The sequence below is a fragment of the Bacillus sp. FSL L8-0167 genome, from assembly GCF_038630295.1.
Lineage (GTDB): Bacteria > Bacillota > Bacilli > Bacillales > Bacillaceae > Bacillus > Bacillus safensis.
The window spans coordinates 252,508-268,824 of record NZ_CP152027.1; the positions used below are offsets into that span (position 1 = coordinate 252,508).

16 protein-coding genes and 1 pseudogene are annotated in these 16,317 nt (G+C 43.4%); 9 read left to right on the plus strand and 8 right to left on the minus strand.

What is annotated here, in order from left to right; all coding sequences use genetic code 11:
* Positions 1-23: 23 nt before the first annotated feature.
* Both MHB66_RS01415 and MHB66_RS01420 read right to left on the minus strand, forming a co-directional pair.
* Positions 24-353 (minus strand): fructose PTS transporter subunit IIB, encoded by a 330-nt coding sequence (locus MHB66_RS01415; RefSeq protein ID WP_046313689.1) that lies wholly within the window; start codon positions 351-353, stop codon positions 24-26.
* The gene (locus MHB66_RS01420; RefSeq protein ID WP_046313691.1) at positions 350-808 is read right to left on the minus strand and encodes a PTS sugar transporter subunit IIA; all 459 of its coding nucleotides are present in this window, start codon (positions 806-808) and stop codon (positions 350-352) included. Before MHB66_RS01420 ends, MHB66_RS01415 begins: the two co-directional genes overlap by 4 nt.
* Positions 809-1,050: 242 nt before the next feature.
* Here MHB66_RS01420 and MHB66_RS01425 point away from each other — a divergent pair, with 242 nt between their 5' ends.
* Both MHB66_RS01425 and MHB66_RS01430 read left to right on the plus strand, forming a co-directional pair.
* A complete protein-coding gene (locus tag MHB66_RS01425; RefSeq protein ID WP_046313693.1) occupies positions 1,051-3,717 on the plus strand; it encodes a S8 family peptidase in 2,667 nt (888 codons plus the stop codon).
* Positions 3,718-3,825: 108 nt separating this feature from the next.
* The gene (locus tag MHB66_RS01430) at positions 3,826-4,308 is read left to right on the plus strand and encodes an Ig-like domain-containing protein (protein ID WP_046313695.1); all 483 of its coding nucleotides are present in this window, start codon (positions 3,826-3,828) and stop codon (positions 4,306-4,308) included.
* A 307-nt stretch (positions 4,309-4,615) separates the two neighbouring features.
* Here the strand turns inward: MHB66_RS01430 and MHB66_RS01435 are convergent.
* The 3 genes and pseudogenes from MHB66_RS01435 to mmuM form a co-directional block, all read right to left on the minus strand.
* Positions 4,616-5,234: pseudogene (locus MHB66_RS01435) on the minus strand (hypothetical protein).
* A gap of 112 nt (positions 5,235-5,346) precedes the next feature.
* On the minus strand, positions 5,347-6,750 hold the full coding sequence (mmuP, locus tag MHB66_RS01440) for an S-methylmethionine permease (RefSeq protein ID WP_046313697.1): 1,404 nt from the start codon (positions 6,748-6,750) through the stop codon (positions 5,347-5,349).
* 46 nt (positions 6,751-6,796) lie between these two features.
* Positions 6,797-7,735: a homocysteine S-methyltransferase gene (mmuM, locus tag MHB66_RS01445; RefSeq protein ID WP_046313830.1), complete on the minus strand. Its 939-nt coding sequence runs from the start codon at positions 7,733-7,735 to the stop codon at positions 6,797-6,799.
* Between the two features lie 336 nt (positions 7,736-8,071).
* On the opposite strand from mmuM, the gene MHB66_RS01450 reads away from it, so the two are divergent.
* From MHB66_RS01450 to MHB66_RS01465, 4 genes are all read left to right on the plus strand, one after another.
* A complete protein-coding gene (locus tag MHB66_RS01450) occupies positions 8,072-8,902 on the plus strand; it encodes a YitT family protein (RefSeq protein ID WP_034283328.1) in 831 nt (276 codons plus the stop codon).
* 100 nt (positions 8,903-9,002) lie between these two features.
* A complete protein-coding gene (locus MHB66_RS01455) occupies positions 9,003-9,320 on the plus strand; it encodes a PadR family transcriptional regulator (RefSeq protein ID WP_024424392.1) in 318 nt (105 codons plus the stop codon).
* Positions 9,313-9,900: a DUF1700 domain-containing protein gene (locus MHB66_RS01460; protein ID WP_046313699.1), complete on the plus strand. Its 588-nt coding sequence runs from the start codon at positions 9,313-9,315 to the stop codon at positions 9,898-9,900. The genes MHB66_RS01455 and MHB66_RS01460 overlap by 8 nt, the downstream gene beginning before the upstream one ends.
* Positions 9,897-10,067: a hypothetical protein gene (locus MHB66_RS01465; protein ID WP_169737558.1), complete on the plus strand. Its 171-nt coding sequence runs from the start codon at positions 9,897-9,899 to the stop codon at positions 10,065-10,067. Before MHB66_RS01460 ends, MHB66_RS01465 begins: the two co-directional genes overlap by 4 nt.
* 17 nt (positions 10,068-10,084) lie before the next feature.
* On the opposite strand, the gene MHB66_RS01470 is transcribed toward MHB66_RS01465, so the two are convergent.
* Entirely contained in the window at positions 10,085-11,302 is a 1,218-nt protein-coding gene (locus MHB66_RS01470; protein ID WP_046313701.1) for a multidrug effflux MFS transporter, read from the minus strand.
* Between the two features lie 213 nt (positions 11,303-11,515).
* Between MHB66_RS01470 and MHB66_RS01475 the strand changes: the two genes are divergently transcribed.
* Positions 11,516-12,064, plus strand: coding sequence for a GNAT family N-acetyltransferase (locus tag MHB66_RS01475; RefSeq protein WP_034283161.1), 549 nt, complete (start codon positions 11,516-11,518; stop codon positions 12,062-12,064).
* Positions 12,065-12,111: 47 nt separating this feature from the next.
* On the opposite strand, the gene MHB66_RS01480 is transcribed toward MHB66_RS01475, so the two are convergent.
* Complete coding sequence (locus tag MHB66_RS01480; RefSeq protein ID WP_041116516.1) at positions 12,112-12,315, minus strand: hypothetical protein; 204 nt, start codon at positions 12,313-12,315, stop codon at positions 12,112-12,114.
* Positions 12,316-12,426: 111 nt separating this feature from the next.
* On the opposite strand from MHB66_RS01480, the gene MHB66_RS01485 reads away from it, so the two are divergent.
* Positions 12,427-12,966 carry a DUF402 domain-containing protein gene (locus tag MHB66_RS01485; RefSeq protein WP_200896504.1) on the plus strand — a complete coding sequence of 180 codons (540 nt, stop codon included), beginning with the start codon at positions 12,427-12,429 and terminating at the stop codon, positions 12,964-12,966.
* A 39-nt stretch (positions 12,967-13,005) separates the two neighbouring features.
* Here MHB66_RS01485 and MHB66_RS01490 read toward each other — a convergent pair whose 3' ends face one another.
* On the minus strand, positions 13,006-14,619 hold the full coding sequence (locus tag MHB66_RS01490; protein ID WP_046313704.1) for a S8 family peptidase: 1,614 nt from the start codon (positions 14,617-14,619) through the stop codon (positions 13,006-13,008).
* 187 nt (positions 14,620-14,806) lie between these two features.
* Here MHB66_RS01490 and MHB66_RS01495 point away from each other — a divergent pair, with 187 nt between their 5' ends.
* Complete coding sequence (locus MHB66_RS01495) at positions 14,807-16,288, plus strand: amidase (protein WP_046313834.1); 1,482 nt, start codon at positions 14,807-14,809, stop codon at positions 16,286-16,288.
* Positions 16,289-16,317: the final 29 nt, after the last annotated feature.

Consider the following 16,317-nt stretch of genomic DNA (forward strand, 5'->3'; position numbering starts at 1 on the left):
TTTCTATATGGCATTGCTCATGTTTATTGAGATTCAGACTTTTTCTTTTCAACAAGTTCTACAGCTTTGGTGATAATTTGCTCGGCATTTTTTAAGGCACGTCCGATCTCGACACGTACAGTGGGTATGCCTGAGAAGCGTTCCGCATCGTTGATATGCTGATTTGAGGCAATGATGCAGAGGTCTGCCTTCTGCGCTTCCTCTGCTGTAATGCCGTTCACCTGTCCCATAATCCCCTGCTGTTCGATTTTGATCTCGTGTCCGAGCTGTTTACCTGCATTTTCTAACGCTTTGGCTGCCATTGGAGTATGAGCTAACCCTGCTGGACATGAAGTGACACCGACAATTTTCATTGTGTAATCCCCTCTTTCAATTGTTGTTCAATGACGTCGTAATAGTAATCAGCTGTTTGACCTGGTTGAATCTTCTCGATAAAAGCAGGTTCCATTAGACTGGTCGCAATACCTGACAGTAATTTCAGATGTGTGACATTAGCTTCTTCTAGTGGAACGAGCAGTGTAAATAAATAGCTTGTGGGCAAATCGTCGAAGCTTCCCCATTCAATGGGTTGTTCAAGTTCTAAAAAAAGAAGTGAAGCCGTTTGTACAGCGGAGCTTTTTGTATGTGGAATGGCGAAGCCTTGCTGAAGTCCTGTTGAGACTTCGTCTTCGCGTGTCAACAAATCTGCTAATAGCCCCGCCTGATTGTTTGTAATCTGAAGGTCTTCAGCTTTCTCGGAAATGTATTGTAAAATCTCATTCTTTGATCGTCCGTTTACTTGTGTGAAAACATGATCTTTTTGGAACAAGCTGATCCCTTCTCTCTTGTTTGTTAAGCGCTTACAAGTTGATTGTAATGTACTTTTCCGCATGGTTAAATAGCATCATTTTCCGTTTGAAATGGCAAAAAGTTTATGAAGCTATCCGTCTTGCTGACTGAATATCTCAAATCCTAGCTTAAAACGAGTTTAATTATGTAAAAAACAGATTCTACTAAATGTATTTCTGTGATATTCTTCCAAGGTATCATAAAAGATAAGGGGGTCTTTTCATGTTCAAAAAGCAGGTCAAATCCTGTGTGATCGTACTCATGGCCATCATTCTATGTATGGCAGCATTACCTGGATACGAGGCAGCAGCTGCCACTCATGGAACAAGTGTCAATGAAGCCATTGGGTTAAAAAATGGTGAAGTCATCTCAGGTACATTACAGAATGAAAAGGAAGAGTCGTGGTATCAAATCACGCCATCTGCACAAGAGGTGGCAAAACATACCCACATGCAAATTTCTGTGAAAAGTAAACAAGTGCTGTCCGTATCGGTCTATCCAAGTAAGGACAGAGCGATGAAGGATGACACATATTCAAGATATCGCGTGGACACAGCAAGCGGAGAGACAGAGATCAACTTCCCGCATGCATGGTCAGGTCCCTATTATGTCAAAGTGCTCTACTTAGGGTCGGAGGAAGACAGCCGTGATGAGGAAGAGGATGCGGCATATACAATCGGATATAAAGGAGCTAACCTTCCGCCTTCTGAACCTGTTTTTCCTGAAGAAGATGAGCCTGAAATCATCATTATTGAGAAAAAATACGGGCGTGAAATTCTTCAATCGATTCGTACAATTGAAGATAAACGATTCAATGAAACGGCAGAAGGTCAAAAGCTTTCACGTCTGCTCCAAAAGACAAAGCCGTTTCTCAAATCAAAGCTCATCAAACATCAAAAAGAGCAGCAAAAGGTATACAACCATCTGCTCACATTAAAAACACTGCTAAATGACGTAGAGAAAAATGGTGCATTTAGCGGTCATGTCGTAACAAAAAAAGAACAACAGGCGATCGGCTCCCTTTTTGATATGCTCAAAGAAGCAAGTCCGGCATATTTAAAAAAGGAATTAGAAGCCGTCAGTCAAAAAATGGGCATCGATCAGCTTGAAGGAAAATCAGCCGGTTATGTATTAGAGAAACAAAAGCTTGTAAAAGAAGAGAAGGTTAAAACGAATAAGATCATTTTTAAATTAAAGGATGGCCAAACACTTCAATCTGCGAAAAAGAAAATGAAAAGCTACGGCATCCAAGAAAACCGTGTGACCTCACAGTCAGTTAGTCCTTTATTCAAAGGAATGTATGTCTATGATGTGCCAGCAGGGCAAGAATCAGCTGGAAAGACACTAAAAGCAGGCAAAGCGGTCATCAAAAGCACGGCAAGAAAGCTTTCCAGCATGCCGAATGTTGAATTTGCAGAGCCTGTTCAAACCTATCGTGCGCTAAGCAGCGACGCGCAGTATGGTTATCAGTGGCCGTTGAAAAACAGTGCGCAAAACAGCGGGAAAAAAGGCGCTGACGTCAAATTTGAACAAATGAATACACTGATTGGCACAAGCAAAATGAAGCAGACATTAATTGCTGTTGTGGATACAGGTGTAGACAGCCGTTTGACAGATTTAAACGGGACTGTTCGTACAGACTTAGGTGCGAATCTCATTGGACGAAACAAAGATGCGATTGATGACAATGGACACGGTACGCATGTGGCAGGCATCATTGCCGCAAAATCCGATAATCATTACTCAATGGCAGGCCTTAACCAACATACGGGCATCATTCCGGTGAAGGTGCTGGATGCCTATGGCTTTGGCGATACAGAGCATATTGCACTTGGGATCAAACATGCAGTGGACAAAGGCGCAAAGGTGATCAACATGAGCCTTGGCGGCTATTACAGCAGAGTGATTGAATATGCAATGAATTATGCTGCACAAAGAAATGTACTAGTGGTCGTGGCAAGTGGAAATGATGGCGTACCAGAAATGGGCTACCCTGCGACGTCAAAATACGCAATGGCGGTTGGCGCAAGCAACCGTATGGATATTGCCGCTGAGTTTTCAAGCTATGGCAAAGGACTGAGCATGTCAGCACCAGGGTCGGATATTCCGAGCCTCATGCCTGATGGGAATGTCTCATACCTGAGCGGGACATCAATGGCGACACCATATGTAGCAGCAGCAGCAGGGTTACTGCTTTCTAAAAATCCATCCTTAAAGCCAAATCAAGTGAGAAATCTTTTGCAAAGTACAGCAGATGACATCTCATTTAAATCGATTGATGGAAAAGACGACGTTTTCTATGATGAAAACGAGGAGCCAATTGTCGATCCGAAAATCCCAGGAATTGATTGGATGACAGGACATGGCAGACTGAATGCATTTGCTGCATTAAGTGCTGTCGAATTGAATGCATCAGTGAACAAAGTGGAAGATCAGCATCAAAAGGTGACAGGTAAAGCAAAAGCCGGTGCTGCTATTTCTGTGTATAGAGGCAAAACGCTGCTTGGAAAAGGCACAGCAGGCAAAAAAGGAACCTTTAGTGTGAAGATTAAGCATCAGAACAAAAACAAGGTCCTTCACATTAAAATGTCAAAAGGAAAGGCCGCTACGACGCTCAAAACCGTCGTGAAAAAAGGCAAAGCACCAGCTAAACCGAAAGTGAGCAAAGTAACCATTAAAAGTAAAGCGGTCAAAGGGACTGCGGGTGCAGGCTTGACCATTAAAGTGAAAAACAAATCAAAGAAAGTCATCAAAACAGTCAAAACCAATGGCAAGGGCGCATTTACTGCCCAAATCAAGCCGCAAAAAGCCAAAACAGTTTTGTATGTGACCGCATCAGATGTGAGAAAAAGAGAAAGCAAAGCGGTAAAAGTGGTTGTGAAAAAATAAAAAAAGGACTTCCCTTTCTAAAAAAAGGGAAGTTTTTTTGTTTTTAACTGGAAAAATACCAATTAATGTCGATAGTAAAATAGTAGGAAAAAAAAGGAGGATTTATCGATGAAAAAAATCATGTTTGCTTTCGTTCTATCATTGCTTCTCGTATTCCCAACCTTTGCACATGCAGAGGAAACTGGAGCAGTACCAGCATCTGTAGAAGTAACAAGTGTCACAGCAGCCGATAGTGGAATAGTGAATTACGGCTATGGCAATAAATATCGCGTGGGTTCTTATTATCCAGCTACGTTTAAGGGGACACTCAAAGATGCAAGCGGAAACCTCATGCCTAATCAGCCGATCAAGCTTTATTTTGAAGCAGCCATCAAATCTTATGCTCAAACAGCGACAGGCACAACAGACGAGAATGGACAGTTTTCACTAACGTTTCAAGTTCCTGCAGGTGCAGGCTACCAATCATACAATAATGCAGGCTGGTCAACACATTACTACGATATCGTTCCAGTGACGTTCACGTCAAACGACATCAAACTATCTTCAAATGTCACAAGTGTGTACCATTTGGCATATACATCACGTTATTAATCTCATAGAAAAAAGGATGTCATCAGGTGACATCCTTTTCTTTTTGTTAGCAAACCTGCTGGGCGGCAACCGAATGAGTCGATAAACAAACACTCATCAGCCGTTATTCCCAGATTCGATCGAGCGTTTAACTTTTCATCTTGAGCTTTGATAGATAAGAACTTTCACACTTGAACTTTGATCCTTGAACGTTCAGCTTTGAGCTTTTATCAAGGATCATCCTAAGATGATCATCAGATGAGGAGGGAATGACCTTTCCCTCGGAGGTGTTTAGTCCTATCGATTTTCGGCTCACTAACAAAATCAATTAATCAATCTGTATTTTCGTTAGTGTATTGCTTTCAGACAAAGAAAAATCAACTTCCATTTGGAAATCTTCAATTTCTTTCGAAAGCTGTTCAATTTTCACTCGAAGGCGAAGCGGATCGATGATCACCGCCTCATTTTCAGCTAGAAAAGACTTCACGATCTCTTGGTTGGTGGCTGCTTGTGTCTTTCCATCTTTCCCAAACAAGGTCTCTAGATGCTGATCAAGTCTCATTTTCACATCTTCATTCGTTTGTTCAGCTTTGTCGACGCTCTTTGTACACCTGTTTCATTTTCCGTAAATAACGAATATCGTAGTCTATCGACGTCTTTCGTTCAATCGCCTCTGCCACCGTCATACGGACACCCGCCACATCAATCATTGTGGTTGCATTTGATACAACGATGGCTGATTTGATGGCATTCCGGCGTTTGATTAAAGCTCGAATCGATTGATCATCAGCCTTTGCCTTTTTTTCAATCTCTTCTTGATTCTGAAATCCGTGCTGTATATGTTTGCCGATCATCAATCCACCGAGTACGGCTTCATCAACGGTTCGGTTGATTCTTTTATCTAACATTTTCAGTTCACTTAATGCTCTTGTAATGGTCATTTCCATATTCACGACAACTCCCTTGGTTCATCCTGAAATCATAGATTCCTATCATATACCAAAGTGTGCTTCTTTTACTAGCGATATCCTTTTTTGTCAGATGAAAAAACCCTGATGTTTATACACCAGGGTTTTCGCGTTTTTTCTGAATCCAAGCTGTCACGTAATAGGCAGCATAGCAGAGCGCAATGAAAGGAATGCCGCAGATGAGGGCAATCCGCTGATTTGGATCAAAGGCAATGCCGATAACAGATGCAAGACATAGGAGGAAGGCTGCAATCGGAACTACTGGATAGAGCGGTGTTCGAAAGGATAAATCATGAAGCTGTCCGCCTTCCTGTAAAAATCTTTTCCGAAACATAAACTGTGAGGCAGCAATCCCCATCCATACGACCACAACGGCCAGTCCAGAGATTGACACAAGGACAAGGTATACCGTTTCTGGTGCGATCACGCTCGATAGCAAAGAAAGAATACCACCGATCATACTTAAAATGAGTGCATTCAAAGGAATGCCTTTTGACGTCAGCTTCGCCAGTTTTTTAGGAAGTGTCCGTTCCTCAGAAAGCGACCAAAGCATACGAGATGATGCGTATAATCCTGAGTTTGCGGCAGATAAGATCGCGGTCAGGATGACAAAATTCATGAAATCTGCGGCATAAGGAATCCCGATACGATCAAATACCACGACAAATGGGCTTTTGATCACCCCGGCTTCTTCTACTGGAATCAAGCCAGCCAACACAACAATCGTTCCAACGAAAAACAGGACGAGACGCAGGACGGTTGTGCGAATTGCTCTTGGAATGGTCTCGTCAGGATTGACGCTTTCACCCGCAGCAATCCCAATCAACTCCGTACCTGAAAAAGCAAAGTTGACCGCAAGCATCGTCATTAAAATTGGTAAAAAGCCGTTTGGGAAAAGTCCGCCTTCGCCAGTGAAATTAGAAAAGAACGGAGCGGCCTCACCGCCCTTTAATGGGATCAAACCAAACATGGCAGCTCCGCCAAGAATAATAAAGAGAATAATAGCCATCACTTTAATACTGGAAAACCAAAACTCTGATTCTGCAAAAAACTTGACTGTAAATGCATTCAGTAAAAAGATGAGAAGAGCAAAAACACCACTCCACATCCAAACTGAAGTGTCTGGAAACCAGCGCTGCATTAATAGTCCTGCGGCTGTAAATTCCGAACCGAGTGCCACTGTCCATGTCAGCCAGTATAGCCAAGCAACCGTATAGCCTGTACCAGGTCCAATGTATTTTGTTGCATACGTATGAAAAGCCCCTGTGACCGGCATTGCGACAGACAGCTCACCTAAACAAAGCATCACGAGGTAGACAATTAAAGCTCCCACAAGATAGGCAAGAATGGTTCCCGCAGGTCCGGCCTGATTGATGGTATACCCCGAGCTTAAAAAGAGCCCTGTTCCAATGACGCCGCCTAGAGAAAGCATGAACAGGTGTCGGCTCGTCATTTTTCGTTGATATTGTTGTGACTGATCTTTTGCTTGTTCCATGTCTTCCCGCCCTTTTGCTTAGAAGTATGTGTGATGATTCATGATGCTATGATGTGGTTCGTTTTAAGATGTCATTGATATCTTCTGGGGTCGTCCGGCAGCAGCCGCCGATGATATGCGCGCCGTCTTTGTACCATTGATGCGCACATTCCCCAAAAGTAAGATGAGACGTATCTCCGTTCCATACTTTTTCTTCAGGATCATATATTTCACCTGAGTTTGGATATACCACAATCGGTTTGCTCGTTCCCTTTTTCATTTCTTGAATGAGAGAAGTAATAAATTGCGGCGGCGTACAGTTCACGCCGACGGCAGCGATTTGTTCATAAGGCTCAAGCGCCTGTACACATTCTCGTATGGAATCACCTTCACTAATGTGCAGGCCATCCTTTGCGCTGAATGTGATCCAAGCAGATGTCCCGCTGAATTCATCTTGCAGCAGCTTTGCAATGGCAGTTGCTTCAATCAGACTAGGAATCGTTTCACATGCAAGAATATCTGCACCCGCTTCTACTAATGCCTGAATTCTTGGTCTGTGGAAATCAATGAGCGCCTGCTCAGAGAGTCCGTAATTTCCCTTATATTCTGAACCATCAGACAAATAAGCGCCGAATGGCCCCACAGATCCAGCGACAAATGGTTTTGTCCGTCCTTCACGACGCGCTTCATCCTGCCAAAAAAGATCGCGTGCATCTTTCGCTAGAGTGACAGAGCGTTTCATGAGTTCAATCGCTTCTTCTTTTGTATAGCCTTTTTCAGCAAAACCTTCAATCGTTGTTTGGTAGCTGGCGGTTGTTGCGCAGTCAGCACCTGCTTGGAAGTAGTCCAAGTGTACTTGCTGAATCAATTGTGGCTGTTCAATAAGTATTTTGGCTGACCATAAACGATCGTTTAAGTTACAGCCCTTTCGTTCAAGCTCTGTTGCTAATGCACCGTCTAAAATCAAAGGTGCGTGAGCCTGTAAACGGCTTTGAATAGGATTCATCGGAATCAAACAGCCTCCTTTTTAGATCGGAAATAATGGATATGATATGAGGCAGTAGTTTAAATGACTAAAGTGTTTTTGTCAAGGAGAGGAAAAAGCATCGTAGGGCGGAAAAACCCTGAAAACATGCGAGTTTTGATGCATAAAAATGCAGTCAAAATAATAGAAAACCAAGTCATTGACAGCCTCTAAAAAGAGATATATATTATGGAAAGATTGATTTCAGAAAGCTTCATCAAAAGGCGCCGTCTTTTGATTTTTATGTTGTCCAACGACTGTCTTCTTTCGTGCAGAAAGAGGGTTTTTTATATGCTTAAAAAAGGAGGAAAGAAGAAATTGAAAAAATGTGTAAAAGATATAGCGATGATTCTAGTTGGTTCTTTTTTATTTGCCGCAGCAGTGAACATGTTTGTCATTCCGCTTGAATTTGGTGAAGGCGGCGTCACGGGGCTGTCCATTATTTTTTATTATTTGTTTGAAATAGCACCGTGGCTGACGAACCTCGTGTTTAATGCCATCTTACTGCTTGTCGGCTATAAGTATTTAGACAAGAAGACCACGATTTATACTGTGGTTGCCGTCGCAAGTAACTCTCTATTTTTGCACCTGACCACAACATGGGTCGTGAATGTTCATGAATTGATCATTGGAGCGATTTTTGCAGGAATTATCATCGGAATTGGGATTGGTCTTGTGCTCAGAGCAGGTGGAACAACGGCGGGTTCTGCCATTCTCGGAAGAATTGCGAACAAGTATTTAGACTGGAACGTGAGTTATGCCATCTTGTTCTTTGATCTGATCGTTGTATTTGCTTCCTATTTTATTATTGGTGCGGAAAAATTAATGTTTACCATTGTGATGCTGTACGTGGCGACAAAGGTGATGGACTTCGTGATAGAAGGACTTAACACGAAAAAGGCAGTGACGATTATTTCTTCATGCAAAGATGATATTGCGGAAGAAATCAATCACACCTTAGATCGAGGCGTAACGATTTTAAACGGACGCGGTCATTATTCAAAGGAATCGAAGGAAATTCTTTACGCGGTCATTCAAAAGCAGGAGCTCATGCGCCTTAAGAAAATTATTAAGAAAATAGATCGAGACGCATTCGTTGTTGTCCATGACGTACGCGATGTGTTCGGAGAAGGATTTGTGAATATATAAAAATGAAAAGACCCTAAAAAGGGTCTTTTTTTTTATTCTCCATACCTCTTGTCACACAATACTATGTAATGTATAGTATAAATAGTTAGGAGTTGTAAACATGAATGCACAATTAAAAAAAGGATTACTGGAATTTTGTGTACTGGCGGTATTAAAGAAAGGCGATTCCTATGGTTATCAAATCATTAAAGATATGTCCCATTGTATTGAGATTTCAGAATCGACATTGTATCCGATTTTAAAGCGTTTAGAGCAAAACAATTATGTGGAGACCTATTCTCAGGAACATAACAGTCGATTAAGAAAATACTACCGCATGACAGAAAGCGGGCGGGAGCATATGGCGCAGTTTTTAGAGGAATGGGATCAGGTGATGGCGATTTACGACTTTATTTCTGGAGGACAGGGCAATGAATAAAAAAGAATTTTTGAGCAGCCTAAAGAAGCATCTGCATCTTCTAGGCGAAAAAGACAGTGATCGGTTTATCGAATACTACGATGAAATGATTGAGGATTATCAGGAAGATGGCTATAGTGAACAGGAAGCGGTTCAGCAAGTCGGGCAGCCTGCTTTGATCGCTGAAGGGATTATGAAGGAACAAGGTATAAAAACCGTTCAGGTGCCGACGTTTGGAGAAAAAGCGACGAGACTCTCCATTCTCATTTTAGGCTTTCCGTTATGGGGCAGTATTCTAGCAACAGTCTTCCTGCTGATTCTTTCTGTGTATATGGTGATTTGGTGCATTCCACTCGTGACAGGTGCATTGACGCTTACTGGTCTGCTCGGCGGTTTTTGGAGCATCATTGGTTCTCCATTTATTTTTCAGGACGGTTTGCATGTGTTGGTGACGCAGATTGGCGTTGGTATTCTTCTATTAGGTGTCGGATTATTAAGCGGCATAGCCACGGCGTATTTGACAAAGCTATTTGTGCAAATGACTATTCAAACCACTAAGGCATTCATGGGAATGTTTAAAAAGAAGGTCGTGAGAGTATGAACGTGAATGATTTAAAAAAGCAATGCATCAAATGGGGAATCATCTTCACCGTTGCCGGAGGAATTGTCATGACAATTGGTTTTGGACTATCAGGCTTTGATTTAGATGCATATTACAACAATGACCAGAGTAACGTGTTCCGCACCATCAATTGGAGCAAGCCATAATAAATGAAAAAACCCGCTTATGCGGGTCTTTTTTTCGCTCGGGCCACAAAGAAGAAATAACAGCAAAGTGCGCCTAGATCACAAAGCATAATGATCAGACCCATTGGAAAGGCTGTTTGGCTTCCGGCTAGTCCGACAAGAGGTGTCATGCAGGCGCCTAGCAGCATTTGCGCCACACCGATCAGTGCAGCTGCACTTCCTGCATGCGCTCCGTGATGCTGCATCGCAAGAGACGGGGCAGAGGTGCCGACAATTCCAACGCTTGAGACAACAAAAAACAGCGGAATCAGAATACCGTACAATCCTGCATCAATTGAGATCATGAAAAATAAAGTGACTCCCCCTAATGCAGCTGTCAGCAATCCAATGCGAAGGACTTTCTCTTCACCAATTTTCGCAGCAACTCGGGCAAATACTTGTCCAGCCGTGATGATCCCAAGACTATTTACCGCAAAGGCCGCACTAAATCCTTGTGGAGAAAGGTTGAAAATATCTTGAAGCACAAACGGTGAACCAGAAATATAGGCAAACATCGCTGCGAAGACTAGACCTTGTGATAGGGCATATCCAACAAAGAGACGATCGCTCGCTAGAATTTTCATCGCACCTAGGATCTGTTTGAAGCCCCCAGTCTGTCTGCGTTCCGCAGGTAAGCTTTCTTTCAATGAAAACATTGATCTTAGGAGCATTAGCGCTCCGAGGATTCCTAGAAGAACAAACACACCCTGCCACGTCGTGAACCGTAACATTTGTCCGCCCACGATAGGTGCCGCTGCCGGAGCAACCCCATTGACTAACATCAGCAATGCAAAGAATTTCGTCATTTCTGATCCTTCATAATGATCTCGTACGATGGCTCGTGCAATGACAATGCCAGCTGAACCAGCAAGTCCTTGAATCAATCTAAGAAGAATGAACGTCCAAATCGATGTGATCACTGTACAAAGAAGGGATGCCGCAATAAAGATGATCAACCCAATCATCAGCGGTTTTCTTCTGCCGATCGTATCGCTGATCGGACCTGCAATCAGCTGGCCAAGCGCCAGTCCAATGAGACAAGCCATCAGACTGAATTGAGACAACGCCGTGCTTGCTTCAAAGTCACGGGCGATATTAGGTAAAGCAGGTAAATACATATCCATTGCCAGCGGAGCAAGGGCGGTTAAAGATCCGAGCAATGCGGCAAGGAGAAATCGATTTTTTTTCGATTCTTGGGGATAAGATAAAGAACTCATATGATGACAACACTCCTCGTATACTTCCTCAACACAGCATAATGAATCAAGCGTTCCTTTTCAATGAAAATTTTTCAAAGATGATTTCGTGCAAAATGATTGATCTTTCGAATGAGACTCTTTACATTGAATGAGTAGAGAAAAGAGTAAGGTGATCGCATGCAGTGATTGCATGATACGTATATCCATTAATAGAGAGCAGGAGGTGCTGACATGAAGCAGCAAGAGCTGATCATTCGTCAAGCAGTCAAAGAAGATCATGAGGCTATCACACGCGTGCTGATCAAATCCTATGCACAGTATGAGCCTCAATTTACAGAGGAAGGCTGGCAAAATTATTCTGCCGCGCTTGCAGCAGCTGTAGATAATCCGAACATGGAGCTGATGCTTGTGGCGGAGCTTGGCGGCAAAGTCGTAGGGACGCTTCAAATGTTCCGCTCATCAGAGCAAGCGTATGATAAACCCGAAATGGGCATTACATCAGCCATCGTCCGGTTTTTAGGAGTAGATCCCGATGTGAGGGGAAAAGGCATTGCAGAGTCATTGCTGCGTAAAAGTATTGAACTGACGCAATCATGGGGCGAAAATGTCCTGTATCTTCATACATCTGATAAAATGCAGGCCGCCATTCGCTTATATGAACGAATGGGCTTTGAGCGTGCGCTTGATAAAGAATTTGTGAACCAAAATGGTACACATGTCAAGAGCTATCAATATGTGATCAAGAAAGAACAGCCGGCAGGTTCATCAAATCACGCGTAATAAAAGGAAGAGCAAGTCCTGCACGGGCAGCTCTTCCTTTTTTCAATTTACGCCCACAGTGCCAGCGCCCAATATGATACCCCCCAGGATATTAAACCGAACATGACAAAGAATTTTAACATGCGCTCATAAGGAGACAGCTTTCGTTCTCTCTTCGTTTTCACCAGCTGCCAATAAAGGACATAGCCGCAAATCATGAGGATGATTTGTCCAAGCTGTGTAAAGTTTTCAAGAATCGTGATTCCGTTCATTTCTTTCACCTCATCATAGGGCTTCCATAAGTAAATGAGGCAATCCTTTATTTCTTCAGAAAAAATCGGTGTATACTGGAAAGAAACGAGATGTTTAGAGGGAGTTGTGACATGTTGTTTTCGCTGCATGCGGATCGTTGGGATGAAGTCATCGAGAGAAAAATCAAATACGATCAGAAAGTTGTGGAACATACCTGTCAGCTGTTAGATGCACAGGGACAGCAGGCTGTGCTGTTTCACAAGATTGAAGACCCATTTACGATGAGGGCAGGTGCTGGTTTTCTGACCATTCCAAAAGCGAGCTATACGACCGCCTATTATTGGAAGGATCGTCCTTATAACATATATTTCTGGAGAGATGATCAAGGAAAGGAACTAGGATCTTATTTGAATATGGTGGGAGATACACAGTTCAACGGGCAGCTGGTCATGTTTGAAGACCTCATTATTGATCTTCTCGTTCTTCCGAATGGTGATGTCTTTGTGCTGGATGAAGATGAATTGCCGGAGAGTTTAACGGATTTTGAGAACGGCGCAGTACGGCGGGCATTAGAAGGCGTGACGGCTTCGTTAGAAAGCATTCTCGATCAAGTGAGGGCAGATGCCGAAGGGAAATATCATCACAGCTTGTTTGAGCCGATGTTGAGATAGAAAAAACGATTCCTCGCTGAAAGGAATCGTTTTTTTCTGTTAGACCTTAATACGGTTTAATCGTTTTTGTAAATTGGTTTTTGTTTTGGAGGCTTTTAGCTGTTTGACAGCGCTTTGAGCCGCTGCTTTTGTTTTCTTTGTTCGTTTGGCTTCCGCTTTTTTGACCTTTTGTTTAGCATCTGTCACTTTCTTTTGATAAGCGACTTGTTTTTTTACTTTGTCAAGCCGGTTTTGCAGGCTTGTTTTTTCTTTGCCTTTGTTTAGTTTTTTGATGGCCGTTTGAGCACTTTTAATAGCGCTCTGTGTTTTGTTCTTTTCGGCTGCTTTGACCTTTGCACGTGCCGAGCGGATATCAATGGCTGCTTGGACTTTCTTCACCCGTTCTGTGAGTGCTGTTTTTTGCTTGCTTGCAGTGAGCCGGCCAATTCTCGTTTTGGCTTGATTGACATCTGCCTGCTTTTTAGATGTTTCGGCTTTTTTGACAGCACTTGCCGCAGCCTTTAAAAAGGTGGATTGCGTCACATATTGCACGCGGCCATAGCCGAATTGCGGATCCTTCCCTTTTGCACCAAGATCCACTGTATAGCTGCGCAATAAAGTGCGAAGCTGTGCATTTGTTTTCTTCGGATGAAGCTGCTTTAACAGTGCCAGCATTCCTGTGACATGCGGTGCAGCTTGTGATGTCCCCGTTGCATACCAATATTCATTTTTTAAATAAGTGCTGATGACGTTCTCGCCAGGGGCAGAAAATTCAATCCCTTTCCCTGTATTCGAGATAGACGCAAGTTTGTCTTTGTCAGTCGTTGCAGAAACGGCAATGACACTATTGTAAGCGGCAGGGTAGCTAATATGATTCTTTTTTCCATCATTTCCGCTTGCAGCAACCACGAGCAGTCCTTTTTTATAGGCTTCATCTACTGCTGAACGCAAGATGGGGATATTGTCTTCAAAGCCTAAACTTAAATTAATAATGTCCATCTTGTTGGTAATCGCCCAATCGATGCCTCGAAGCAGACTATACAGGTCGCCTTCTCCCTTTTTATCTAACACTTTCACAGCATACAGCTTCACACCAGAAGCAACGCCGACTGTTCCATAATCATTATTAAGCGCACCAATCGTGCCGGCGACATGTGTGCCATGTCCTTCATCATCTTTATAAGAGGATGTGTAGTTCACGAATGATTTACCGCCTGATACCTTTAAATCCTCGTGTGAGAAAATGCCAGTATCTAAAACGGCTACTTTTACATTTTTACCAGTGACGCCTTCTTTTATTGCTTGCTTGATATTTAGTTTTTGCAGATTGTAAGATTTTTGTACCAATGCATCCTGATTAGTAGCAGCGGCTGTTTTCTTCACAGTAGAAGCCGCGAGTTTAACCTTTACGTTTTTTGAGACGTAAGCGATGTTTGGGTCTTTTTTGAGTGAGGTGACCGCTTGTTCATCTGCTGTCACAGCGACAGCGGGAAGATGTATGTACTGTGCGTTCACTTTCTCACTTTCCTCAATCGCTGTTTGTTTTCCTTTTTGATTTTTATAGACGATGATGACATCTGTTTCTTTTGGCGGTGCAGCTGCCTGCGAATGGAAGGGCAAAGCAGTTGTCAACGCAAGAAGAAACGCAATGACGATAAGTAATTTCCTTTTCAATGCGTGGCTCCTCTCATCCGATGACCTCGGTCTTTTTTTCTCTATTATATCGGAGAAAGCAGAGGGATGGGATAGTAGAATTGTCGTCTTGTTCAGAAAGTTATTTTTACAAGTAACCTGAAATTGAAATTCATAGAATTCTAGTAGACAATAGAGACATCATGATAAGAGAAAGAAGGACATGCTGATGAACGTAAAAGAGTATATGACGTATGATGCGGCTGGCTTGGCAGCACTTGTGCAGAATAAGCAGGTAAAGCCCGAGGAGCTTATGCAGGCTGCATTTGATAGATTGAATGAGGTCAATCCAGAACTAAACGCTGTGATACGGACGAGACAAGAACAAGTTTTAAAAAACATCAAGGAGTTACATGAGTATCAGCCATTTGCTGGTGTTCCGTTTGTGCTGAAAAATATATCGCAAGGGATTAAAAATGAACCGCTGACAGCAGGAGCTTTGCTGTTAAAGGATGTAAAAGCAAATTCGGATTCGCACTTTGTTGATCGGTTGAAGCAGGCTGGTTTTCTCATGATCGGACATACAAATACACCGGAATTCGGTTTAAGAAATGTGACAGAGCCTGCGTTACATGGTCCAACGAGAAATCCTTGGAATACAGACTATTCTCCGGGAGGCTCAAGCGGCGGGACAGCAGCAGCTGTTGCAAGCGGCATTGTACCTGCTGGCGGAGCAAGTGATGGCGGTGGTTCCATCCGGATCCCAGCATCCTTTACCGGTTTGTTCGGCCTTAAGCCCACGCGGGGAAGAACGCCGGTAGGCCCAGGCGCAGGAAGGCAGTGGCAAGGGGCTTCCATCGACTTTACACTCACAAAAACAGTACGGGACAGTGCAGCCCTTCTTGATCTACTTCAAGTCATTCAACCTGAAGCTGCTTTCCAAACTCCGTTATACGATGGCAGTTACCAAGAGGATCTGGCGAAACGTACATCTTCTATGCGAATTGCTTACAGCGTAGAATCTCCAGTTGGCACGAAGGTCAGTGAGGAGGCGAAGCGGGCGGTTCAGCAGACAGTGAAATGGTTGAGTGAGCAGGGTCATCAAGTAGAAGAAGCCAAGCCAGAAATTGATGGGGTTCATCTCATGCAGCAATATTACGTGATGAACAGCGGAGAAATGTCTGCGTTATTCACTTCCTTGGCTCGTTCGTTAGGGCGTCCAGTAAAGCCGGAGGAAACGGACATCGTGGCATGGGTGCTGGCGGAGGCTGGCAAGAATGTGACCGCTGCTGCTTATACAGAAAGTCTTGATGCGTGGGATCGGGCTGCTGCACAAATGGCATCATTTCATCAAACCTACGATCTCTATGTGACACCAGCTACTGCCTATTCAGCTCCAAAGGTAGGTGAGCTTATGCATTCAGATCAGGAAACAGCCGCACTTTTACGTGTGTCATCCCTTTCAATGCAAGCACAGCAGGATCTTATTTATGACATGTTCCTCAAGAGCTTGACCTACACCCCATTTACACAGCTTGCCAACTTAACAGGTCAGCCATCAATGAGTGTTCCTGTTCATCTGACTAGCGCGGGCATGCCTTTAGGGGTACAGGTGACAGCACCTAAAGGAAAAGAGGACTGGCTGCTCAGGCTTGCGGCGGAAATGGAGACATCCTCGATTTGGAAAGGAACTAGTCAATTAAATCGATAACGCATGATAAGCGACTTTGGTCTATGGAG